12 protein-coding genes are annotated in these 17,963 nt (G+C 64.6%); 3 read left to right on the forward strand and 9 right to left on the reverse strand.

What is annotated here, in order from left to right:
* Positions 1 to 102: 102 nt before the first annotated feature.
* The 4 genes from LB525_RS17110 to LB525_RS17125 all read right to left on the reverse strand — a co-directional run bounded on the left by LB525_RS17110 (position 103) and on the right by LB525_RS17125 (position 6,867).
* Positions 103 to 2,550 carry an FAD-dependent oxidoreductase gene (locus tag LB525_RS17110; RefSeq protein WP_224545487.1) on the reverse strand — a complete coding sequence of 816 codons (2,448 nt, stop codon included), beginning with the start codon at positions 2,548 to 2,550 and terminating at the stop codon, positions 103 to 105.
* On the reverse strand, positions 2,547 to 3,728 hold the full coding sequence (locus LB525_RS17115) for a pyridoxal phosphate-dependent aminotransferase (RefSeq protein WP_224545488.1): 1,182 nt from the start codon (positions 3,726 to 3,728) through the stop codon (positions 2,547 to 2,549). Before LB525_RS17115 ends, LB525_RS17110 begins: the two co-directional genes overlap by 4 nt.
* Positions 3,728 to 6,181: an FAD-dependent oxidoreductase gene (locus tag LB525_RS17120; protein WP_224545489.1), complete on the reverse strand. Its 2,454-nt coding sequence runs from the start codon at positions 6,179 to 6,181 to the stop codon at positions 3,728 to 3,730. The genes LB525_RS17115 and LB525_RS17120 overlap by 1 nt, the downstream gene beginning before the upstream one ends.
* A gap of 98 nt (positions 6,182 to 6,279) precedes the next feature.
* Positions 6,280 to 6,867 (reverse strand): helix-turn-helix domain-containing protein, encoded by a 588-nt coding sequence (locus LB525_RS17125; RefSeq protein WP_224545490.1) that lies wholly within the window; start codon positions 6,865 to 6,867, stop codon positions 6,280 to 6,282.
* A 232-nt stretch (positions 6,868 to 7,099) separates the two neighbouring features.
* On the opposite strand from LB525_RS17125, the gene LB525_RS17130 reads away from it, so the two are divergent.
* The gene (locus LB525_RS17130) at positions 7,100 to 7,804 is read left to right on the forward strand and encodes a nitroreductase (protein ID WP_095764905.1); all 705 of its coding nucleotides are present in this window, start codon (positions 7,100 to 7,102) and stop codon (positions 7,802 to 7,804) included.
* A gap of 14 nt (positions 7,805 to 7,818) precedes the next feature.
* On the opposite strand, the gene LB525_RS17135 is transcribed toward LB525_RS17130, so the two are convergent.
* The 5 genes from LB525_RS17135 to LB525_RS17155 all read right to left on the reverse strand — a co-directional run bounded on the left by LB525_RS17135 (position 7,819) and on the right by LB525_RS17155 (position 14,565).
* A complete protein-coding gene (locus LB525_RS17135; protein WP_224545491.1) occupies positions 7,819 to 9,201 on the reverse strand; it encodes an MFS transporter in 1,383 nt (460 codons plus the stop codon).
* Positions 9,202 to 9,426: 225 nt separating this feature from the next.
* Positions 9,427 to 10,014, reverse strand: coding sequence for a sarcosine oxidase subunit gamma (locus LB525_RS17140; protein ID WP_318012410.1), 588 nt, complete (start codon positions 10,012 to 10,014; stop codon positions 9,427 to 9,429).
* Positions 10,015 to 10,021: 7 nt separating this feature from the next.
* Positions 10,022 to 13,015, reverse strand: a complete 2,994-nt coding sequence (locus LB525_RS17145) for a sarcosine oxidase subunit alpha (RefSeq protein ID WP_224545493.1) — start codon at positions 13,013 to 13,015, stop codon at positions 10,022 to 10,024.
* On the reverse strand, positions 13,012 to 13,290 hold the full coding sequence (locus tag LB525_RS17150; protein WP_095764908.1) for a sarcosine oxidase subunit delta: 279 nt from the start codon (positions 13,288 to 13,290) through the stop codon (positions 13,012 to 13,014). Before LB525_RS17150 ends, LB525_RS17145 begins: the two co-directional genes overlap by 4 nt.
* Before the next feature lie 15 nt (positions 13,291 to 13,305).
* Positions 13,306 to 14,565: a sarcosine oxidase subunit beta gene (locus tag LB525_RS17155; RefSeq protein ID WP_224545494.1), complete on the reverse strand. Its 1,260-nt coding sequence runs from the start codon at positions 14,563 to 14,565 to the stop codon at positions 13,306 to 13,308.
* Positions 14,566 to 14,759: 194 nt separating this feature from the next.
* Here LB525_RS17155 and LB525_RS17160 point away from each other — a divergent pair, with 194 nt between their 5' ends.
* Both LB525_RS17160 and LB525_RS17165 read left to right on the forward strand, forming a co-directional pair.
* Entirely contained in the window at positions 14,760 to 17,249 is a 2,490-nt protein-coding gene (locus LB525_RS17160; protein ID WP_224545495.1) for a mechanosensitive ion channel family protein, read from the forward strand.
* Between the two features lie 191 nt (positions 17,250 to 17,440).
* Complete coding sequence (locus tag LB525_RS17165) at positions 17,441 to 17,704, forward strand: hypothetical protein (protein WP_095764911.1); 264 nt, start codon at positions 17,441 to 17,443, stop codon at positions 17,702 to 17,704.
* Positions 17,705 to 17,963 lie beyond the last annotated feature (259 nt).

The following is a 17,963-nucleotide window of genomic DNA, read 5'->3' on the forward strand; positions in this document are numbered from 1 at the left end:
CCAGTGAACGCCGACGCCACACTCCGCTGGAACACCCCTCATCCGTCTCGGCGCTGCGCGCCGATCCACCTTCTCCCACATAGGGGAGAAGGGCAGACCGCGCTACATCCTCACCCGTTCCGCCTTGGGATCATACATCGGCTTCAGCGATGCCTCCGCGGCGAAGCGCTCGCCGGCGATTTCTATCTCGTAGGATGAACCCAGCACATCCGCCTCGCTCTCGCCCTGGCAGGGCACATAGCCAAGCCCGATCGCGCCGCCGAGATGGTGGCCGTAATTGCCTGATGTGATCGGGCCGACGATCCGGCCGTCGCGCAGGATAGCCTCATTGTGGAAGAGCAGCGGCTGCGGGTCTTTCAAGCGGAACTGTACCAGCCGGCGTGACAGGCCGGCTTCCTTCTTCCTGAGCACCGCCTCGCGGCCGATGAAACCGGCTTTGCTCGTCTTCACCGCAAAGCCGAGGCCCGCCTCCAGCACATTGTCCTCGTCGGTGATGTCGTGGCCGAAATGGCGGAAGGCCTTTTCAATGCGGCAGGAATCCAGCGTATGCAGGCCGCAGAGTTTCAGGCCGACATCGGCGCCGGCTTCGGTGATCTCCTCGAAGACATGGGCGGCCTGCTCGGTCGAGACATAGAGTTCCCAGCCAAGCTCGCCGACATAGGTGACCCGGTGGGCGCGGGCGAGACCCATCCCGATCTCGATCTCCTGGAAAGTGCCGAACGGATTGGTCTCGTTGGAAAAATCGTTCGGGCTGACCTTCCGGATCAGTTTTCGCGCCTCCGGACCCATGACGCAGATCACGGCTTCGGCGGCGGTGACGTCGGTGATGACGACGAACTCGTCGGCGACATGCTTTCTCAGCCAGGCGAAGTCGCGCTGCAGCGTGGCGCCCGGCACGACCAGGAAATAGGCCGTATCCGAAAGCCGCGTCACGGTGAGGTCGCTCTCGATGCCGCCGCGCTGGTTGAGCATCTGCGTGTAGACGATCTTGCCCGGCGCCACGTCCATGTCGTTGGCGCAGAGCCGTTGCAGGAAGGCGCAGGCATCGCGACCCTCGACGCGGATCTTGCCGAAGGAAGTCATGTCGAACAGGCCGACGCCGTTGCGCACCGCGAGATGTTCCTCGCGCTGGTTGTCGAACCAGTTCTGCCGCTTCCAGGAATAGCGGTATTCGCGCTCCTGGCCTTCGCGCGCGAACCAGTTGGCGCGCTCCCAGCCCGCCACCTCGCCGAAGACGGCGCCGCGCGCCTTCAGGTGCTCGTGCAAGGGCGAGCGGCGCACGCCGCGCGAGGTCGCCATCTGGCGATAGGGGAAATGGTCGGCATAGAGCAGGCCGAGCGTTTCGGAGACGCGCTCCTTGAGGTAGCGGCGGTTCTTCTGGAAAGGCTGGGCGCGGCGGATATCGACCTCCCACAGGTCGAAGGGCGCCTCGCCGTCATTGATCCATTGCGCCAGCGCCATGCCGGCGCCGCCGGAGGAGACGATGCCGATCGAGTTATAGCCCGTCGCCATCCAGTAGCCGGAAAGCTCCGGCGCCTCGCCGAGATAATAGCGGTCGTCCGGCGTGAAACTCTCCGGGCCGTTGAAGAAGGTATGGATGCCGGCGGTGCCCAGCATCGGCATGCGGTTGACGCCCATTTCGAGGATGGGCTCGAAATGGTCCATGTCCTCGGGCAACTGGTCGAAGCAGAAATCCTCGCGGATGCCGTCCATGCCCCAGGGCTTTGCCACCGGCTCGAAGGCGCCGAGCATCATCTTGCCGGCGTCCTCCTTGTAGTAGGCGCACTCGTCCGGCACGCGCAGCACCGGCAGGCGGGAGAGGCCGGGGATCGGCTCGGTGACGAGATAGAAATGCTCGCAGGCATGCAGCGGGATCGTAACGCCGTTCTGCCGACCCAACTCGCGCGCCCACATGCCGGCGCAGTTGACCACGATGTCGGTCTCGATCGTGCCTTGCTCCTCACCCTGCGCCCAGGAGACGCCGGAGACGCGGCCGTTCTTCGTATGAACCTTTGTGACCTTGACGTTCTCGATGATGGAAGCACCGCGCTGGCGCGCGCCCTTGGCCAGCGCCATGGCGATGTTGGCGGGATCGCACTGGCCGTCGAGCGGCAGATGCACGGCGCCGACCACATCCGAGACGTTGAGATGCGGGTACATCTCCTTGACCTCGCGCGGCGAAATCTCGCGCACGTCGACATCGAAGGCGCGGGCGAGCGAAGCCTGCCTATAGATCTCGTGCTTGCGCTCCTCGGTCAGCGCGACAGTGATCGAGCCGACCTGGCGCATGCCGGTGCCGACATCGGTCTCAGCCTCGAGCTTGACGTAGAGATCGGCCGAATATTTCGCCAGCCGCGTCATGTTCTGGGAGCCGCGCAACTGGCCGATCAGCCCGGCCGCATGCCAGGTGGTGCCTGAGGTGAGCTGCTTGCGCTCCAAGAGCACGATGTCGGTCCAGCCGAGCTTGGCCAGATGATAGGCGACCGAGCAGCCGGAGACGCCGCCGCCGATGATTACCGCGCGGGCTTTGGCCGGGATGGTCTTGGTCATGCGGCCTCGCGGCGATAGTTGGAAGCGAAGCGGCGAACGCGAAGCGCTGCTTCCTTGAGGATGGATTCGGGCTGGCAGAGGCTGATGCGGATGTGGCCGGCGGCGGCTTCGCCGAAGCTCGATCCGGGCATCACGCCGACCTTTTCCTCGTCGAGCAGCGCCCAGGCGAATTTCTCGTCGTCGGGTTCGACCGCGGAGACATCGAGCATGATGTACATGCCGCCTTCGGAGCCGCGCACGGTGACTTCGTTGGCTCCGCGTATGGCATCGAGGAAGATCGCGCGCCGCGCGGCGTAACGCTCGGCGATATCCTTCACGCCATAGTGGTTTTCAAGCGCCTCGGCGCAAGCGATGGAGATGAAGGCTGGCAGGCCGTAGGTCGTGACCAGATTGAGGTCGGTCATCAGCGCGATCATCGCTTTCGGCCCGGTCAGCCAGCCCATGCGCCAGCCGGTCATGCCGTGGCTCTTCGACATGGAGTTGATGACCAGGGTGCGCTCGGCCATACCGGGCAGCGAGCGCGGCGAGATGTGCTCGCCGCCGCCGAGCGTCCAGTAGACCTCGTCCGACAGCAGCCAGAGATCGTGCTCCTTGCAGATTTCGGCCAGCCGTTCGAGCCGTTCGCGCGAATAGACGGCACCGGTCGGGTTGTTCGGCGTGTTGATCAGGATGGCGCGGGTGTTGGGCTTGAGCGCGGCGCGGATCATGTCTGCGCGAGGTTGAAATCCATCTTCGGCCGGTGTCTCGACCACCGTGAAGCTGGCGCCCGCGGCGCTGAAGGTGTTGGGGTAGGTGGCGTAGTAAGGCGCGACTACAATGGCGTGGTCGCCCGGGTCGAGCACGCCCTGCACGGCGGCGTAAAGCGCTGCCTGGCCGCCAGGCGTGGCGATGACCTCGTCGGGTTCCGTGAGGATGCCGGCGCAAACGGTCGCGGCGGCGGCCATCGCCTTGCGCAGGCGCGGCAGGCCGGGCAGCGGCGTGTAGTGATGGTTGCTGCCGCGCACGGCAGTCACGCAGGCTTCGATGGTTTCCGACGGCGTGTCGAAATCATGGTCGCCGACCGAGAGCACAATGATGTCTTCGCCGGCCTGCTTGCGATTCCAGGCGGCGAAATGGACCTCCCAGCCGTCCTTGCCGGAAGGCACGATACCGGTAATGCGTTTTGATGGCTTCGGCATCAGGCTCTCAACCTCTCATTCTTCGGATCCCACAGCGGCTCGTCGTTCTGGACGATGGCTTTGAAGCGATCGCCAAAAATCTCGACCTCGACCGCCGTGCCCGGCTCCGTGAGATCCGTGCGCAGCATGCCGAGCGCGATCGACTTGCCGACGCGGTGGCCCCAGCCGCCCGACGTCGTCTCGCCGACGATCGTGCCCTCATGCCAGAGCGTCGACATATAGGGTGCGTCGCAGTCGCCGGGGTTCTCGACAACCAAAGTGACGAAGCGCTTCTTCACGCCCTGCTGCTTCTCGTTGAGGAGAGCCGCCTTGCCGCGGAAGTCTGGCTTGTCCCATTTGACGAAGCGCTCCAGGCCGCCCTGCAGGATCGAATAGTCGGTCGAGAGGTCGCCCTTCCAGGTGCGGTAGCCTTTTTCCAGCCGCAGCGAATCCAGCGCATACATGCCGAAGGGTTTCAGCTCGTGCTTCCGGCCGGCGGCCCAGACGGCGTCGAAGACGGTCGCCGTGTCCGCGACCTTGGTGTGGATCTCCCAGCCGAGCTCGCCGGCGAAGGAGACGCGCACCAGCTTCGCCCAGCGCCCGGCAATGGTCGTTTCCTGATGCGTCAGCCAGGGCAGCGTCAGGTCAGCGTCGCAGACTTCGGCAAGGATCTTGCGCGAGTTCGGGCCGGCAAGGATTTGCGTTGAGTATTCCTCCGTCCGGTCCGTCAGCGTGAAGGCCGCGTCGGTGGGCATGCGCGACTTCAGCCATTCGAAATCATGCCACTGCGCGACAGCCGCAGTGATCAGCGTCATCTGGTCTTCGCCATGACGCACCACCGACATCTCGGTGACGATGCGGCCCTTGTCATCGGCGAAATAGACCAGGCCGATGCGGCCCGGTTTCGGCACCAGGCCGGTGACCTGCAGCGCCAGCCATTCGGCCGCGCCAGGGCCTTCGAGATTGAAGCGCGAGAAGCCGGGCAGGTCGAGGATACCGGCGGCGTCGCGCACGGCAAGGCATTCCTCGCGCACGCGCTGCTGCCACGGGCCGTCGCGGCGGAAGGTGAGGGTAGACTCTTCGGAAGTATCATCGCCGGGTTGTGCGTACCAAGTCGCGCGCTCCCAGCCATTATAGGCGTCGAACTGGCCGCCCAGCGCCTTGATGCGATCATGCAGCGGCGACAGCTTACGGTTGCGCCCCTCCGGCCAGGCATGGCGCGGGAACTGGATGGCGTATTCGTTGCCGTAGATCTCCATGCCCTTGGCGACGCAATAGTCGGGCGCCGAGGCGAAGCTGGTGAAACGGCGCGGATCGCAGGACCACATATCCCATTCGGTCTGGCCTTCGGTGACCCATTCGGCCAGCACCTTGCCGGCGCCGCCGCCTTGCGCGATGCCGAAGGTGAAGACGCAGGCCTCGAAGGCGTTCGGCACGCCGGGCATCGGCCCGATCAGCGGATTGCCGTCCGGCGCGTAAGGAATCGGGCCGTTGATCACCTTGGAGAGGCCGGCGGTGCCGAGGATCGGCACGCGGGCGACGGCGTCGGCCAAGTAATGCTCGAGGCGGTCGAGATCGTCGGGGAAGAGCTGGAAGGAGAAATCCTCCGGCATCGGATCGTTGTGGGTCGCCCAATGCGCGCGGCAATTGCGCTCATAGGGGCCGAGATTCATGCCGCTCTTTTCCTGGCGCAAGTAATAGGACGTGTCGACGTCGCGCAGCAGCGGCAGCTTGTGGCCCTGTTCCTTCGTCCACGCGGCAAGCTCGGGGATTTCCTCGAACAATATGTACTGATGACTCATCACCATCATCGGCACGTCGCGCCCAAACATCTTGCCGACTTCGGCGGCGCGGTAGCCGGCCGCATTGATGACGATCTCGCAGCGGATCTCGCCTTGCGGGGTGGCGATCACCCATTCGCCGTTCTCGCGGCGCACGCCGGTGACCGGGCAGAAGCGGATGATCTTGGCGCCCATGTCACGCGCGCCTTTGGCCAGCGCCTGGGTCAGCTGAGCCGGGTCGATGTCGCCGTCGCTCGGGTCATAGAGCGCGCCCTTCAACTCATGCGTCTCGATGAAGGGGTAGCGGCGCTTGATCTCGTCGAGGCCGACGACGTCGATATCCATTCCCTGGTAGCGGCCCATGCCCTTGGCGCGCTGGAATTCCTGCATGCGCTCCTTGGTATGGGCGAGCCGGAGCGAGCCGGTTACATGGTAGTTCATCGGATAGTCGACCGCTTCGGCCAGACCCCGGTAAAGCTCGGTCGAATAGCGCTGCATGTTCATCAGCGACCAGGACGAGGAGAAGGTCGGCACGTTGCCGGCGGCATGCCAGGTCGAGCCTGAGGTCAGCTCGTTTTTTTCCAGGAGCACGCAATCGGTCCAGCCCGCCTTGCAGAGGTGATAGAGCGAGGAGGTGCCGACGACGCCGCCTCCGATGATCACCACGCGTGCCGTGGTCGGCAAACCGGCCATTTCTTCCTCCAGAGTCTCAGCGCTTCGCGCTTCGATTTTTGTTTTTGATGCATGTCGTTATCCCAAAACCGCTTCGCACTTTTGGTTGACATGCATTGTCAGTATACCGGTGGCGAAACCACCCAGATCACCACTGCCGGCTCGGCGCCGGGATTGCGCCAGCGGAACGGCTTGCCCTCGAAGCGGAACGAGTCGCCTTCGCCGAGACGATGCCAGACGCCGTCGATCTCGATCTCGAATGTGCCCGACGCGACATAGCCCGCTTCTTCCGTCGGGCGGCGCGCTTCCGTCTTCAGCTCCGCGCCCGGCGCGAACACCGAGCGCAGCATCTCGAAGCTACCGCCGAGATCGGGCGACAGAAGCTCCTCCACCAGGCCGGATTCGCTTGTGCCAAGCGAACGGCGGCTGCCGGCGCGCACGACCACGCCGCGTTCCTGCTCGACAGGCGCGTCATGGCTGAAGAACAGGCTGATCGGAACATCGAAGAGGCTGGCGAATGCCCGCAAGTCACCCAGCGAGGGAACCGAGAGGCCGCGCTCGACCTGGCTGACCCAGCCGACCGACCGACCGAGCTTGAGGGCGATCTCGGCCAGTGTGAGGCCGCGCGCCTTGCGAAGCGCACGGATGTCGCCGGCCAGCAGCCGGTCGCCATTGTCCTGCTCCGATCTGGCAGTAGTCGAGCTCAAGCGTATCTCGTGAAAAATTCCGGATAAATTTCATGAAGCGGTAAAGTCATGAAAAAATCAAGGGGATTTTCATACCCCGCAAGATTTACTTGCGCGATTTTTGAGGTTGAGGCAAAGCCACGATCACGAGCGGCGAGTGGGGACGTCCGGTCGGGGACCAATACAGTTTAGTGTCTGCGGATGGTCGCCATGGAACCGGTTGCAGTTCCGGCCATGCGCGAAGGGACGGCCCATGCTGGAGAAGAATAGCCGAATCGCCATGGATGCGGCGATCGTCGACGATGCGATCCTGTCGCGCCGGTCGGTGCGCGCGTTTCTGCCCGATATGGTCGATGACGACACGATCCGCGCGATCCTGGCGGTCGCCGCGCGCGCGCCGTCGGGCACCAACATGCAGCCCTGGCGCGTCTATGTGACCAAGGGCGAGGTCAAGCAGCGCATCAGCGACGCCATCCTCAATTCCGGCATCCGGGCCGAAAAGGCCGAGTGGGACGAGTACCGCTACTATCCCGACCAGTTCTTCGAACCATATCTCACCCGCCGCCGCGCCAACGGCTTCGGGCTCTATGGCGTGCTGGGCATCGGCCGCCGCGAGGTCGACAGAATGCGCGCCCAACACGACCGCAATTTCATTTTCTTCGACGCTCCGGTCGGCATGATCTTCACGATCGACCGGAGGCTGAACCAAGGGTCGTGGATCGACTACGGCATGTTCCTGCAGAACATCATGGTCGCGGCACGGGGCAGGGGACTGCATACCTGCCCGCAGGCAGCCTTCGCGCCCTATCACCGTCAGATCAGGCCGGTGCTCGATATTCCCGACGAAGAGATCGTCGTCTGCGGCATGGCGTTGGGCTATGAGGACACATCCAAGCCGGAGAACGAGTTTCGCACCGACCGCGCGCCGCTCGAGGACTGGGTGACGTTCGCGAAGTAGCGTCGGCTGAGGCGTCAGTCGGTGCTCATATGCGCGCTATGGCCGCTGACATGGGCGCCATCCTGCGGCGTCAGCCTCAGATAGGCCGACAGCGCGCAAAGGGTGATCAATCCTTCGATGACGAACAGGATGCGGTAGTCGTTGATGCCGGCCTTGCCGCCGCCGGCAAGCAGCGACAGCAGCGCGGCCGCGAGGCCGACGCTGATCGCCACCGCCAGCTGCCACAGGATGTAATAGAGCGCGCTGAAGCGCGCGAGCTGCTCCGGCGCGATGTCCGAATAGGAGAGATTGCCGGTCGAGGCCCATTGCACCGAGCGGAAGACGCCGAAGGCGAAAATATAGGCAAGCACGATCCAGGCCGGCAGGCTCTCCTGCATCAAGGCGAAGCCCGCGACCAGCAAAGCGACGATCGGCGTATTGGTGACCAGCACGCGCTTGAAGCCGAAACGGTTCAAAAGGCGCGGCATAAAGAAGCGCATGATCAACGACCCGATCGCGGCCACGAAGGTCAGCGATCCCGCCTGCACGGCGCTCATGCCGAAGCCGAGCTGGAACATCAGCGGCAAGAGGAAGACCACCGAGCTCAGCCCGATGGTGTCGAGGCCGCCGCCCGTCAGGAAGGAGATGCGGAAGGTGCGGATGCGCAAGAGATTGAGGTCGAGCAGCGGATTGCGCGCGCGCAGGCAGTAGAAGGCGGCAACCGTCAGGATGACGATGGCCAGGCCGAGCTCAAGCGCCATGCTGCTTGCGGCCACATCTTTCGCAGCGACCGAATCCATGCCGAAGACCAGCAGCGTCATGCCGCAGCCGACGAGCAGGAAGCCTGGCAAATCGAACGGCGTGCGCACCGGCTTGGTCGTCGTCGGAAACAGGGAGGCGGCCAGCAGCGCCGCGGTCAGCGCGATCGGGATGTTGATGTAGAAGATCCAGCGCCAGGAGACGTAAGTGGTGAGCGCGCCACCGACGAGCGGCCCGACCAGCGGCCCGGATTGGCCGGCGAGCGAAATATACATGTTGATCTTCAGCGTGCGGTCGCGCGGGAAGCTCGACAGGATCACGACCTGACCAAGCGTGCCCATCAGCGCGCCGCCGCAGCCTTGCAGGGCGCGCGAGCCGACCAGCATCCAGATGTTTTCCGAAAGGCCGCACAAGGCCGAGGCGCCGGCGAAGACGAGCAGCGCGAAGCAATAGACGTTGCGCAGCCCAAAACGGTCGGCCAGCCAGCCGCCAAGCGGCATGGTGACGATGAGGCTGGCGACATAGACGGTGATCAAAAGGCCAAGCTGGCTTGGCGGCCGGTCGAGGCTCTCGCCGATGCCGGGCAGCGCTGTGACCACTACGTTCTGGTCGAGACTGGTCATGAACACGCCGCAAGCGACGGTTGCCGGCAACAGCATCGACGGACCCTCCGCCGGAGCAAAGCGGGTCGTGGCCGTCGCCGAAGTCTCAACAGTCATGGAAGGGTATGGTCGAACTGGTTGCCGGTGCGGACGTTTGCCCTGGCAAACGCCCGTGATTCCTTACCTATCGCGCTGCTGGCCCAGCGCTCAAGCAGCAGTTGTAGCCGTCGATAATGCCAGATGCCGCCTGGACCAATGCTAAGCCCGCAACGCCCGAGCGGGCTATTGCACTTCGTAACCGACTTCCTCCGAGGCGTGGCACAAGGCCTTCCAGAAGGAGCGCGCGAAGGAGCGGAAGACGTAGATGTCGAACTGGTCTGGGCCGCTGCGCTGGATCTGGGCGAAGATGTCGTGATGGTTGGTCGAACGTCCGGCGCCGAGTGGAAAGGCCGGCAAGGCGAAATCGATAGCGAAGAACTTCGCCATCACCCATTCAGCCTTCGGACCGGCGATGCGGATCGCGGTGCGGCCATGCGAGAGATCGGTCATCGTACCGACGGCCGGCGTGATGGCGCCTGCGAAGGTTTGAGCAAGCCCCTCCGCTTCGTCGACCACGGTGAACTTTCCCGGCGCGAAGCCGAAGGCGGCGCGGGCGCCGCTGCTCACGCCGCCGCCGGCGCCATCGGGCAGAGTGAGACCGGTGAGCTTGCCGATAATTTCGATCAGTTGCTTCTCTTCACCCGGCCATGCGGCGAGCTGCAGGATCGAGCCCGGCCGCGTCTCGGACAGGATGACATCGACGCCATGTTCGAAATTGCCGTGCGAACCCGGATGATACTCCGGCTCGAGCGGCGATTGGCGTTCGGGCAAATGCTGCTCAGCCATGCATGCGGCTCCCGTCCGGATCGTAGAAATGGTTGGAGACGATCTCGACCGGCCCGAACCGTCGGCGCAGCGGGTCGGAGACGAAGGCGCGGGTCCCATGCCTTGCCTTGCCGCCCTTGACCAAAGCCAGCGCGATATATTTGCCCAGCGCCGGCGAATAGCAGCAGGCGGTGATGTGGCCGAGCGAGTCGTGCGGATTGTCCTCGTCCAGTTCCTCGACGATATGGCCGCCGCCGTTGAGCGGCCGGTTGTCGAGGGCGATCAGGCCGACCAGCTCGAGCCGGTCGGGGGCGATCAGGCCTTCGCGGTCCATCATGGCCGAGCCGATGAAGGGCTTCTTCTTCGACAGCATCCAGTCGAGATGGAGGTCGCGCGCCGTGGTGCGGCCGTCGATCTCGGCGCCTGTGACATGGCCTTTCTCGATGCGCATCGTGCCCAGCGCCTCTAGCCCGTAGGTGACCAGGCCGAAAGGCTGGCCGGCCTCGATCAAGGCTTCCCAGACATGGGTGCCGTAGCCGGCCCCGGAATAGACCTCGAATGCCATTTCGCCGGAGAAGGACAGCCGGCAGATCATCACCGGCACGCCCGCGATGCGGCCATGGACGATACCCATGAAGGGCAGCGTAGCGTTGTCGACAGCGGTATCTTTTACGCAAGCCGCAAGGATGGCGCGCGCGTTCGGTCCGCCGATCGCCGCACCCGCCCATTCGTCGGTGACGGAGGTCACGGTGACCTTCAGCTCCGGCCAGATGACGTCGAGGAAATATTCCAGATGCTGCATCACCTTGCCGGCATTGGCCGTGGTGGTGGTCATCAGGAATTCCTGCTCGCCAAGCCGCCAAGTGGTGCCGTCGTCGAAGGCAAGCCCGTCCTCGCGCAGCATCAAGCCGTAGCGTGCCTTGCCGACGGCCAAAGTGGAGAACATGTTGGTGTAGACGCGGTCGAGAAACTCGGCCGCGTCCGGCCCCTGCACGGCGATCTTGCCCAGCGTCGAGACATCGACGATGCCGGCGCTTTCACGCGTTGCCCTGGCCTCGCGGACATAGGCCTGCTCGACCGTCTCGCCGGGAAGGCCGTAGATCATCGGCCGGTACCAGAGGCCGGCCGAATACATCGTCGCGCCGTTGGCGATGTGCCAGTCATGCATCGGCGTCAGCCGCTCGGGCTTGAGGTCGCCGAAACGCTCGGCAGCAAGAGAGCCGATTGAGACCGCCGTGTAAGGCGGGCGAAAGCGCGTCGTGCCGACTTCGGGGATCGGCTTGCCGAGCGCCTCGGCCATGATCGCAAGGCCAGGCACATTGGAGTTCTTGCCCTGGTCGGTCGCCATGCCGAGCGTGGTGTAGCGCTTCAGGTGCTCGACCGATACGAAGCCTTCGCGATGCGCCAGCCGCACGTCCTCGGCGGTGACATCGTGCTGGAAGTCGACGAAGCTCTTGCCCTTGGCCTTGATCTCGAAGACCGGCGCCGGATCTGGATCGCCTGGGGCGGCTTCGACGATCGGCAGGGCTGCGGGCGCCGCCGTTCCGCCGGCGGCCGAAACGCCGGCCGCGCGGCCCTCGGCGATGGCTTCGGCGGTGGAGAAGCTGCCGGTGAAGGCGCCTGCGCCGATCCAGCGCTGCGTCGGCCTGGGCGGCAGGAAGGCCTGCCTGGCCGGGTCCCATTCAGCCTTGGCGCCCGCCTGGCTGGCGAGATGAATGGTCGGCGACCAGCCGCCCGACATCAAAAGGCTGTCGGCATGGATGCTGCGGGCATCGCCGCTGAGCGCACCGCTCGTGGCGTCGAAGCGCTGCACCTTGAGACCGGTGAGGGCCTTGCCGCCCTCGGTCGCAACCACGGCGTGGCCATCCAGCAGCTCGGCCTCGGCCTCGCCGGCGAGCCGGCGCATGTCGTTCGAGACGTCGGCGCGGACATCGACGATGGCAACAATGGTCGCGCCGGCCTTCTTTAACGCAACGGCCGAGCGGTAGGCGCTGTCGTTGTTGGTGAAGAGCGCGATGCGCTGTCCCGGCAGCACGCCATATTCATTGACGTAACGTTCCGCCGCATGCGCCAGCATGACGCCGGGACGGTCGTTGCCCGGAAACACCAGCGGCCGCTCGAAGGAACCGGTGGCGAGCACCACCGTGCCGGCACGGATCGCCCAGTAGCGCTGGCGCGGCTCGCCCTTGGCTGGCGCCTCCTTATGATCGGTCACCCGTTCGAGGGCGGCCAGCGTGTTGCCGTCGTAATAGCCCCACACCGTCGTGCGCGGCAAAAGCCGCACATTGTCGTTGCCTCCGAGCTGCGCGACCGTGCGCTGGGCCCATTCGGCGGCAGGCATGCCGTCGATGGTTTCGCCCGACCAGTTGGCGGAGCCGCCAAAATGGGCTTCGAGATCGGCGAGGATGACGCGGGCGCCCTGGTCGGCGGCGGCTTTCGCCGCCATCAGGCCGGCCGGACCGGAGCCGACGACCAGCACGTCGCAAAATGCGTTCATACGCTCGTAGCGAGACGGATCGGGAGCGGTGCCAGCCTTGCCAAGGCCGGCGGCGCGACGGATGAAATGCTCGCAGAACATCCAGAAGCGCGTGCCCTTCAGCGGGCCGATCACCGGCCCCATGAAGGTCTTGTAGTAGAAGCCGGCCGACAGGAGCTTGCCGCCGAGCTGGTTGAGGGCGCCGATATCCCAGGCGAGCGAGGGGGTACGGTTCTGGCTGACGGCGACGAGCCCGTCATAGATCTCGACCATGGTGGCCGCGATGTTGGGCTCGCGCACCTCGCCGCGCAGCACTGTCACCAGCGCGTTCGGCTCCTCGACGCCGGCGGCGAGCAGGCCGCGCGGGCGGTGATATTTGAAGGAACGACCGAACAGCGTCACGCCATTGGCGAGCAGCGCCGAGGCCAGCGTGTCGCCGGCATGCCCGGTGTAAGGCGCGCCGTCGAAGGTGAAGCGGATGGTGCGCAGCCGGTCGATCCGGCCGCCGGTCTCGGTGCGGCGCGGGCTCACGAGCGGCTCTCCGTCTTGTGGCCGCCACGGGCGAATGCGGTGCTGAGGATTTCGTGCGTGATTGTGTTGCGCACGACCCTGAGATGCGCGCGGCAACCGCCGGAATGCTGCCAGATCTCGTTGTGGTCACCGGCCGGATTCAGCCGGTCGTAGACATAGGCGTTCCAGGCGTCGAGGTCCTGCGAGGCGGGCTGCGGCCGCTCGCGGTTGCCGTCGCCCTGGTAGGTGAATTCGATAACGTCGCGCGGGCCGCAATAGGGACAGGTGATCAGCATTTTTCAATCCAAACCCTAGTGCAATCTGGGCGTCGCGCCCTGGCCTTTGTCGTCGATGACCAGGCCGCGGTAGAAACGGTCGAGCGTGAAGGGCGCGTTGAACTCGTGCGGCTCGTCCTTGGCAATGGTGTAGGCAAAGCACCAGCCGGAGGCTGGCGTCGCCTTGAAGCCGCCATAGCACCAGCCGCAATTGAGATACATGCCCGGCAGTGGACCGGCGGCGATGATCGGCGAGCCGTCCATCGTCATGTCGCACAGCCCGCCCCAGGAGCGCAGCATGCGCACGCGCGCCAAGCCGGGAAACAGTGCCACCATCTCGCTCATCACCTCATCGACGATCGGCAGGCTGCCGCGCTGGGCGTAGCTGTTGTAGCCGTCGAGGTCGCCGCCATAGACGAGGCCGCCCTTGTCGGACTGCGAGATGTAGAAATGGCCCATGCCGAAGGTGAGAACGGTGTCGACGACAGGCTTCAGCGATTCCGAGACGAAGGCCTGCAGCACGTGGCTTTCGATCGGCATGTGCGAGATGCCGGCAAGCTGCAGGACGCGGCCGGTGCTGCCGGCAACCGCAAGCGCGACCTTCTTGGCGCGGATTTCGCCGCGCGTCGTCGAAACGCCGGTGATGCGGTCGCCGTCGCGCAGGAAGCCGGTGACCTCGCAATTCTCGATGATATCGACGCCGCGCCGATCGGCGCCGCGCGCATAGCCCCAGGCGACAGCGTCGTGCCGGGCCGTGCCGGCGCGCGGCTGCATCAGCCCGCCAAGGACGGGAAAGCGCGCCGACCCCGAGACATCCAGCGCCGGGACAAGCCGCTTGATCCGGTCGACGCTCATCAGCTCGGCGTCGACGCCGAGATGGCGCATGGCATTGCCGCGCCTGGCATAGTCGTCGAGCTGGGCTGGCGTGTGCGCGAGGTTCAGGCAGCCGCGCTGCGAGAACATAACGTTGTAGTTGAGATCGTGCGAGAGATTCTCCCACAGCTTCATCGAATGTTCGTAGAAGCGGGTGTTCTGCGGCAAGAGATAGTTGGAGCGCACCGCCGTGGTGTTGCGGCCGACATTGCCGGAGCCGAGCCAGCCCTTTTCCAGCACCGCGACGTTGGTGATGCCGTGTTCCTTGGCGAGATAATAGGCGGTCGAAAGACCATGGCCGCCGCCGCCGATGACGATCACGTCATAGGAAGCCTTGGGGTCCGGCTTACGCCAGGCGGGCTTCCAATCCTTGTTGCCGGTCAGCGCGTTCTTGAGCAGCGAGAAGGCTGAATATTCCGCCATTCTTCCTATCGTCCTTGTGGTGCGAGGCGGCAGACTATAGAGCAGGCGGGAAGCGCAAAGCCAAGATTGCGCCATCGCTTTTCGACAGGCCGACTATCGCCGGCACGATCGAGACGGCTTGCCGCCCGATATGCCGGTCTTTATCAAGGGCGGAAATTTCGAGAATTTTTCGGCCGCGAGTCGCCAACAAAATCATGTTCTTCCGCCTGCTGCGCCTGCTTCTGGTCGTCATCGTCGCTGTCTTCGCGCAGCCGGCGCTGGACGCGTCGGCGCAGGCGATCGGCCATGGCTCGTCGCAACTCATCGCCGACCAGACCAAGGCCATCCAGGACCTGACGGCCAGGACCGACGGCCTGGAAAAGAAACTGAGCGACCCCGACCAGGACGATGCGGGGCTCGTCGACATCCGGTTGCAGCTCGAGGATATTTCGCGGGCGGCGCTGAACAGCGCCCTGGCATTCCGGCAGCGCCTCACCGACATCAACAATCGCGCGGAGGTTCTCGGCCAGCCGCCGGCGCAGGGGCAACCCCCGGAGCCGGTGATCGTGAGCAACGAGCGCAGCGCGCTCGCCACGGAAAAGGCTCAGATCAACGCGGTCGTCGCCAGCGCGCAAAACCTGTCGATCCGCGTCAACGGCTTGGTCGACAGGATCGCCGTCATGCGCAGCGAGCTTTTCCGCAGCGTCATCACCAAGCACTATGACCTGACGGACGCGCTGAGCCCGCAGGCTTTTTCCGACGCGCATGACCAGTTCACGGGCCTCTATAAGGCGGTGTCGTCGTGGGCGAGCTTCGCCGTCAGGTTCAAGTTCCAGGCGATCCTTGCGGCGACGCTTATGGCGCTGGCGCTGGCGGCCGTGCTTTTGATCGGCGGCAGGCGCCTGTTCGGCCGAATATTCGAGGCCGACCCGACCGTGGAAGATCCTTCCTATCTCAGCCGGCTGTCGGTGGCGTTCTGGTCGACGCTGCTGCCGACCCTGGCGCTCGGCGTCTTCTTCGCCTCGGCCGTGTTCTTCTTCAACTATTACAATGTGCTGCGCGGCGATATCGGCACGTTCCTCAATGCCTTGCTGACGGTGATCGCCATGGTGTTCTGCGTCAACCGGCTGACCAACGCTGCGCTAGAACCGCGCCTGCCCAATTGGCGCCTGATCCCCGTCGCGACCGGTTCCGCGCGCTGGCTCGTCGGACTGACGACCGCCATGGCGCTGGTACTCGGGTTCAATTACTTCCTGTCGGTCGTCAACGAGAAGATGGGTTCGCCACTTTCGCTGACGATCGCGAGGGGCGTTGTCGCCAGCATCATCGTCGGCGTCATCCTTGTGCTGATGGGGTTGCTGCGGCCGTTCAGGGCGGCCGACGGCTCATGGCGCCCCTGGCCGGCCTGGCTTCGTTTCATCGCCATCGGGCTCGGCCTGTTCACCATCGCGGCGGCGCTGCTTGGCTATATCGGCCTGGCGCTTTTCGTCTCGTTCCAGGTCGTGGTGACCGGCACCGTGCTGGTGACGGCCTATATCGGCTTCCTGTCGGCACGCGCGATCGGAGAGGAGGGCGGCTTCGCCGACACTTCGGTCGGGCGATGGCTTTCGGAAAACTCCAGCTACGAGGATACCGCCCTCGACCAGCTCGGCCTGGTCGTCAGCATCGCCATCAATCTGATGATCGTGGTGGTGTTCCTGCCGCTGATCCTGTTGATGTGGGGCTTTCAGCCCGGCGACATCGAGGCCTGGGCCTACAAGCTGGCGACCGGCGTCACGATCGGCTCGGTGACCATCTCCTTTCTCGGCATCCTCAGCGGCATCGTCGTATTCGTCATCGGCTATTTCCTGACGCGCTGGTTCCAGGGCTGGCTGGACGGATCGGTGATGGCGCGCGGCAAGGTCGATGCCGGCGTGCGCAACTCGATCCGGCTCGGCGTCGGCTATGCCGGCGTGGCGGTCGCGGGCCTGGTCGGCATCTCGGCGGCGGGCATCGATCTTTCCAATCTGGCGCTGGTTGCCGGCGCGCTTTCGCTGGGTATCGGCTTCGGCCTGCAAAACGTCGTCTCGAATTTCGTTTCGGGCCTGATCCTGCTTGCCGAGCGGCCGTTCAAGGTCGGCGACTGGATCGTGGCGGGCGACGTCAGCGGCACGGTGCGGAAGATCAGCGTGCGCGCCACCGAGATAGAGACCTTCCAGCGGCAGGCGGTGATCCTGCCCAACTCGAACCTCATCAACAATGCGGTCGGCAACTGGACGCATCGCAACAAGCTCGGGCGCATCGACATCAAGGTCGGCGTTGCCTATGGCAGCGACGTCAAACGCGTCCATGCCGTCCTGATGGATATTGCGCGCGCCCATCCGATGGTGCTGAAGAATCCCGAACCATTCGTTCTCTTCGCCAATTTCGGGGCGGCCGCGCTCGAATTCGAGATCCGCGTGTTCGTCGCCGACATCATGAACGGCAGCGTCGTCCAGAACGATATCCGCTTCGCCATCTTCGATATCTTCGAGCAGGAGCAGATCGAGATACCATCGACGCCGCGCGCCGTGGTCGAGAGCAAGAAGCACGAAGCCTGGCCGATCGACGACGACAAGATCGAAGCCGAATTCGCGGAGCGCGAGAGGCTGGAGGCGGAAGCCGCGGCCGAGCGGGAGCGGCTGGCCAAGATGAAGCGCAAGGGCCGCAAGCCGGACCCCGGCTGAGGTGTGTCGACATTCGGATGAGGCCGGCCTGCAAATGGCCACACGCTGCGCTCATCCGGCGCCGAAACCGATTGTGGCATGAATGCGGCATTCAGTTGCGGTTCAGGTAACATCTCATATAAGCTTCGATGCAAAGGGCGAGAATGCCTTGCAAATTTGAACAGAGGCGGTGTGCGAACACCGGAATTGCAATGTGGAAGTCTGTCGTTGCCGCCATCGCTTTGCTGGCCCTGGGCGGTTCGGCTTTCGCCGCCAGCGCGATCAACAGGGACGCTCAGACGCGGACCCTGGTCGTGACCGAAGGCGGCGCCAAGAGCGAGCTGACGCTTGCCGCCGGCGAGACGGTGGAGTTCTGCTCGAGCGGCTGCTTCGTCACTCTGCCCAATGGTGACCTCGAAGCCCTGACCGGCTCGGAAACGGTCGAAATCTCGGGCGGCGCGGCCCGCATCAAGTAACTCTCGCCACAGAGAGTGGCGCCGCAGGATTGGCAAAGGCCGGACCGATGTCCGGCCTTTTATCGTTTCCGGTAGCCGACACTTAACGACAATGGCGAAAAACCGGTAGGACAATGCTCTGCAACCGGACGTTTTAACGTTCGCTGCGTCATGACCCGCTATATCCGACCCGAGGACGCCGGCATACGGCGTGGGTTGAGTTGGCGCGTGATCTTTCCGTGATCGGAGTTTCGGGATCCTGCGCTCTATCGGGGCAGGA

The sequence above is a fragment of the Mesorhizobium sp. CA16 genome (assembly GCF_020165175.1).
Classification (GTDB): Bacteria; Pseudomonadota; Alphaproteobacteria; order Rhizobiales; family Rhizobiaceae; genus Mesorhizobium.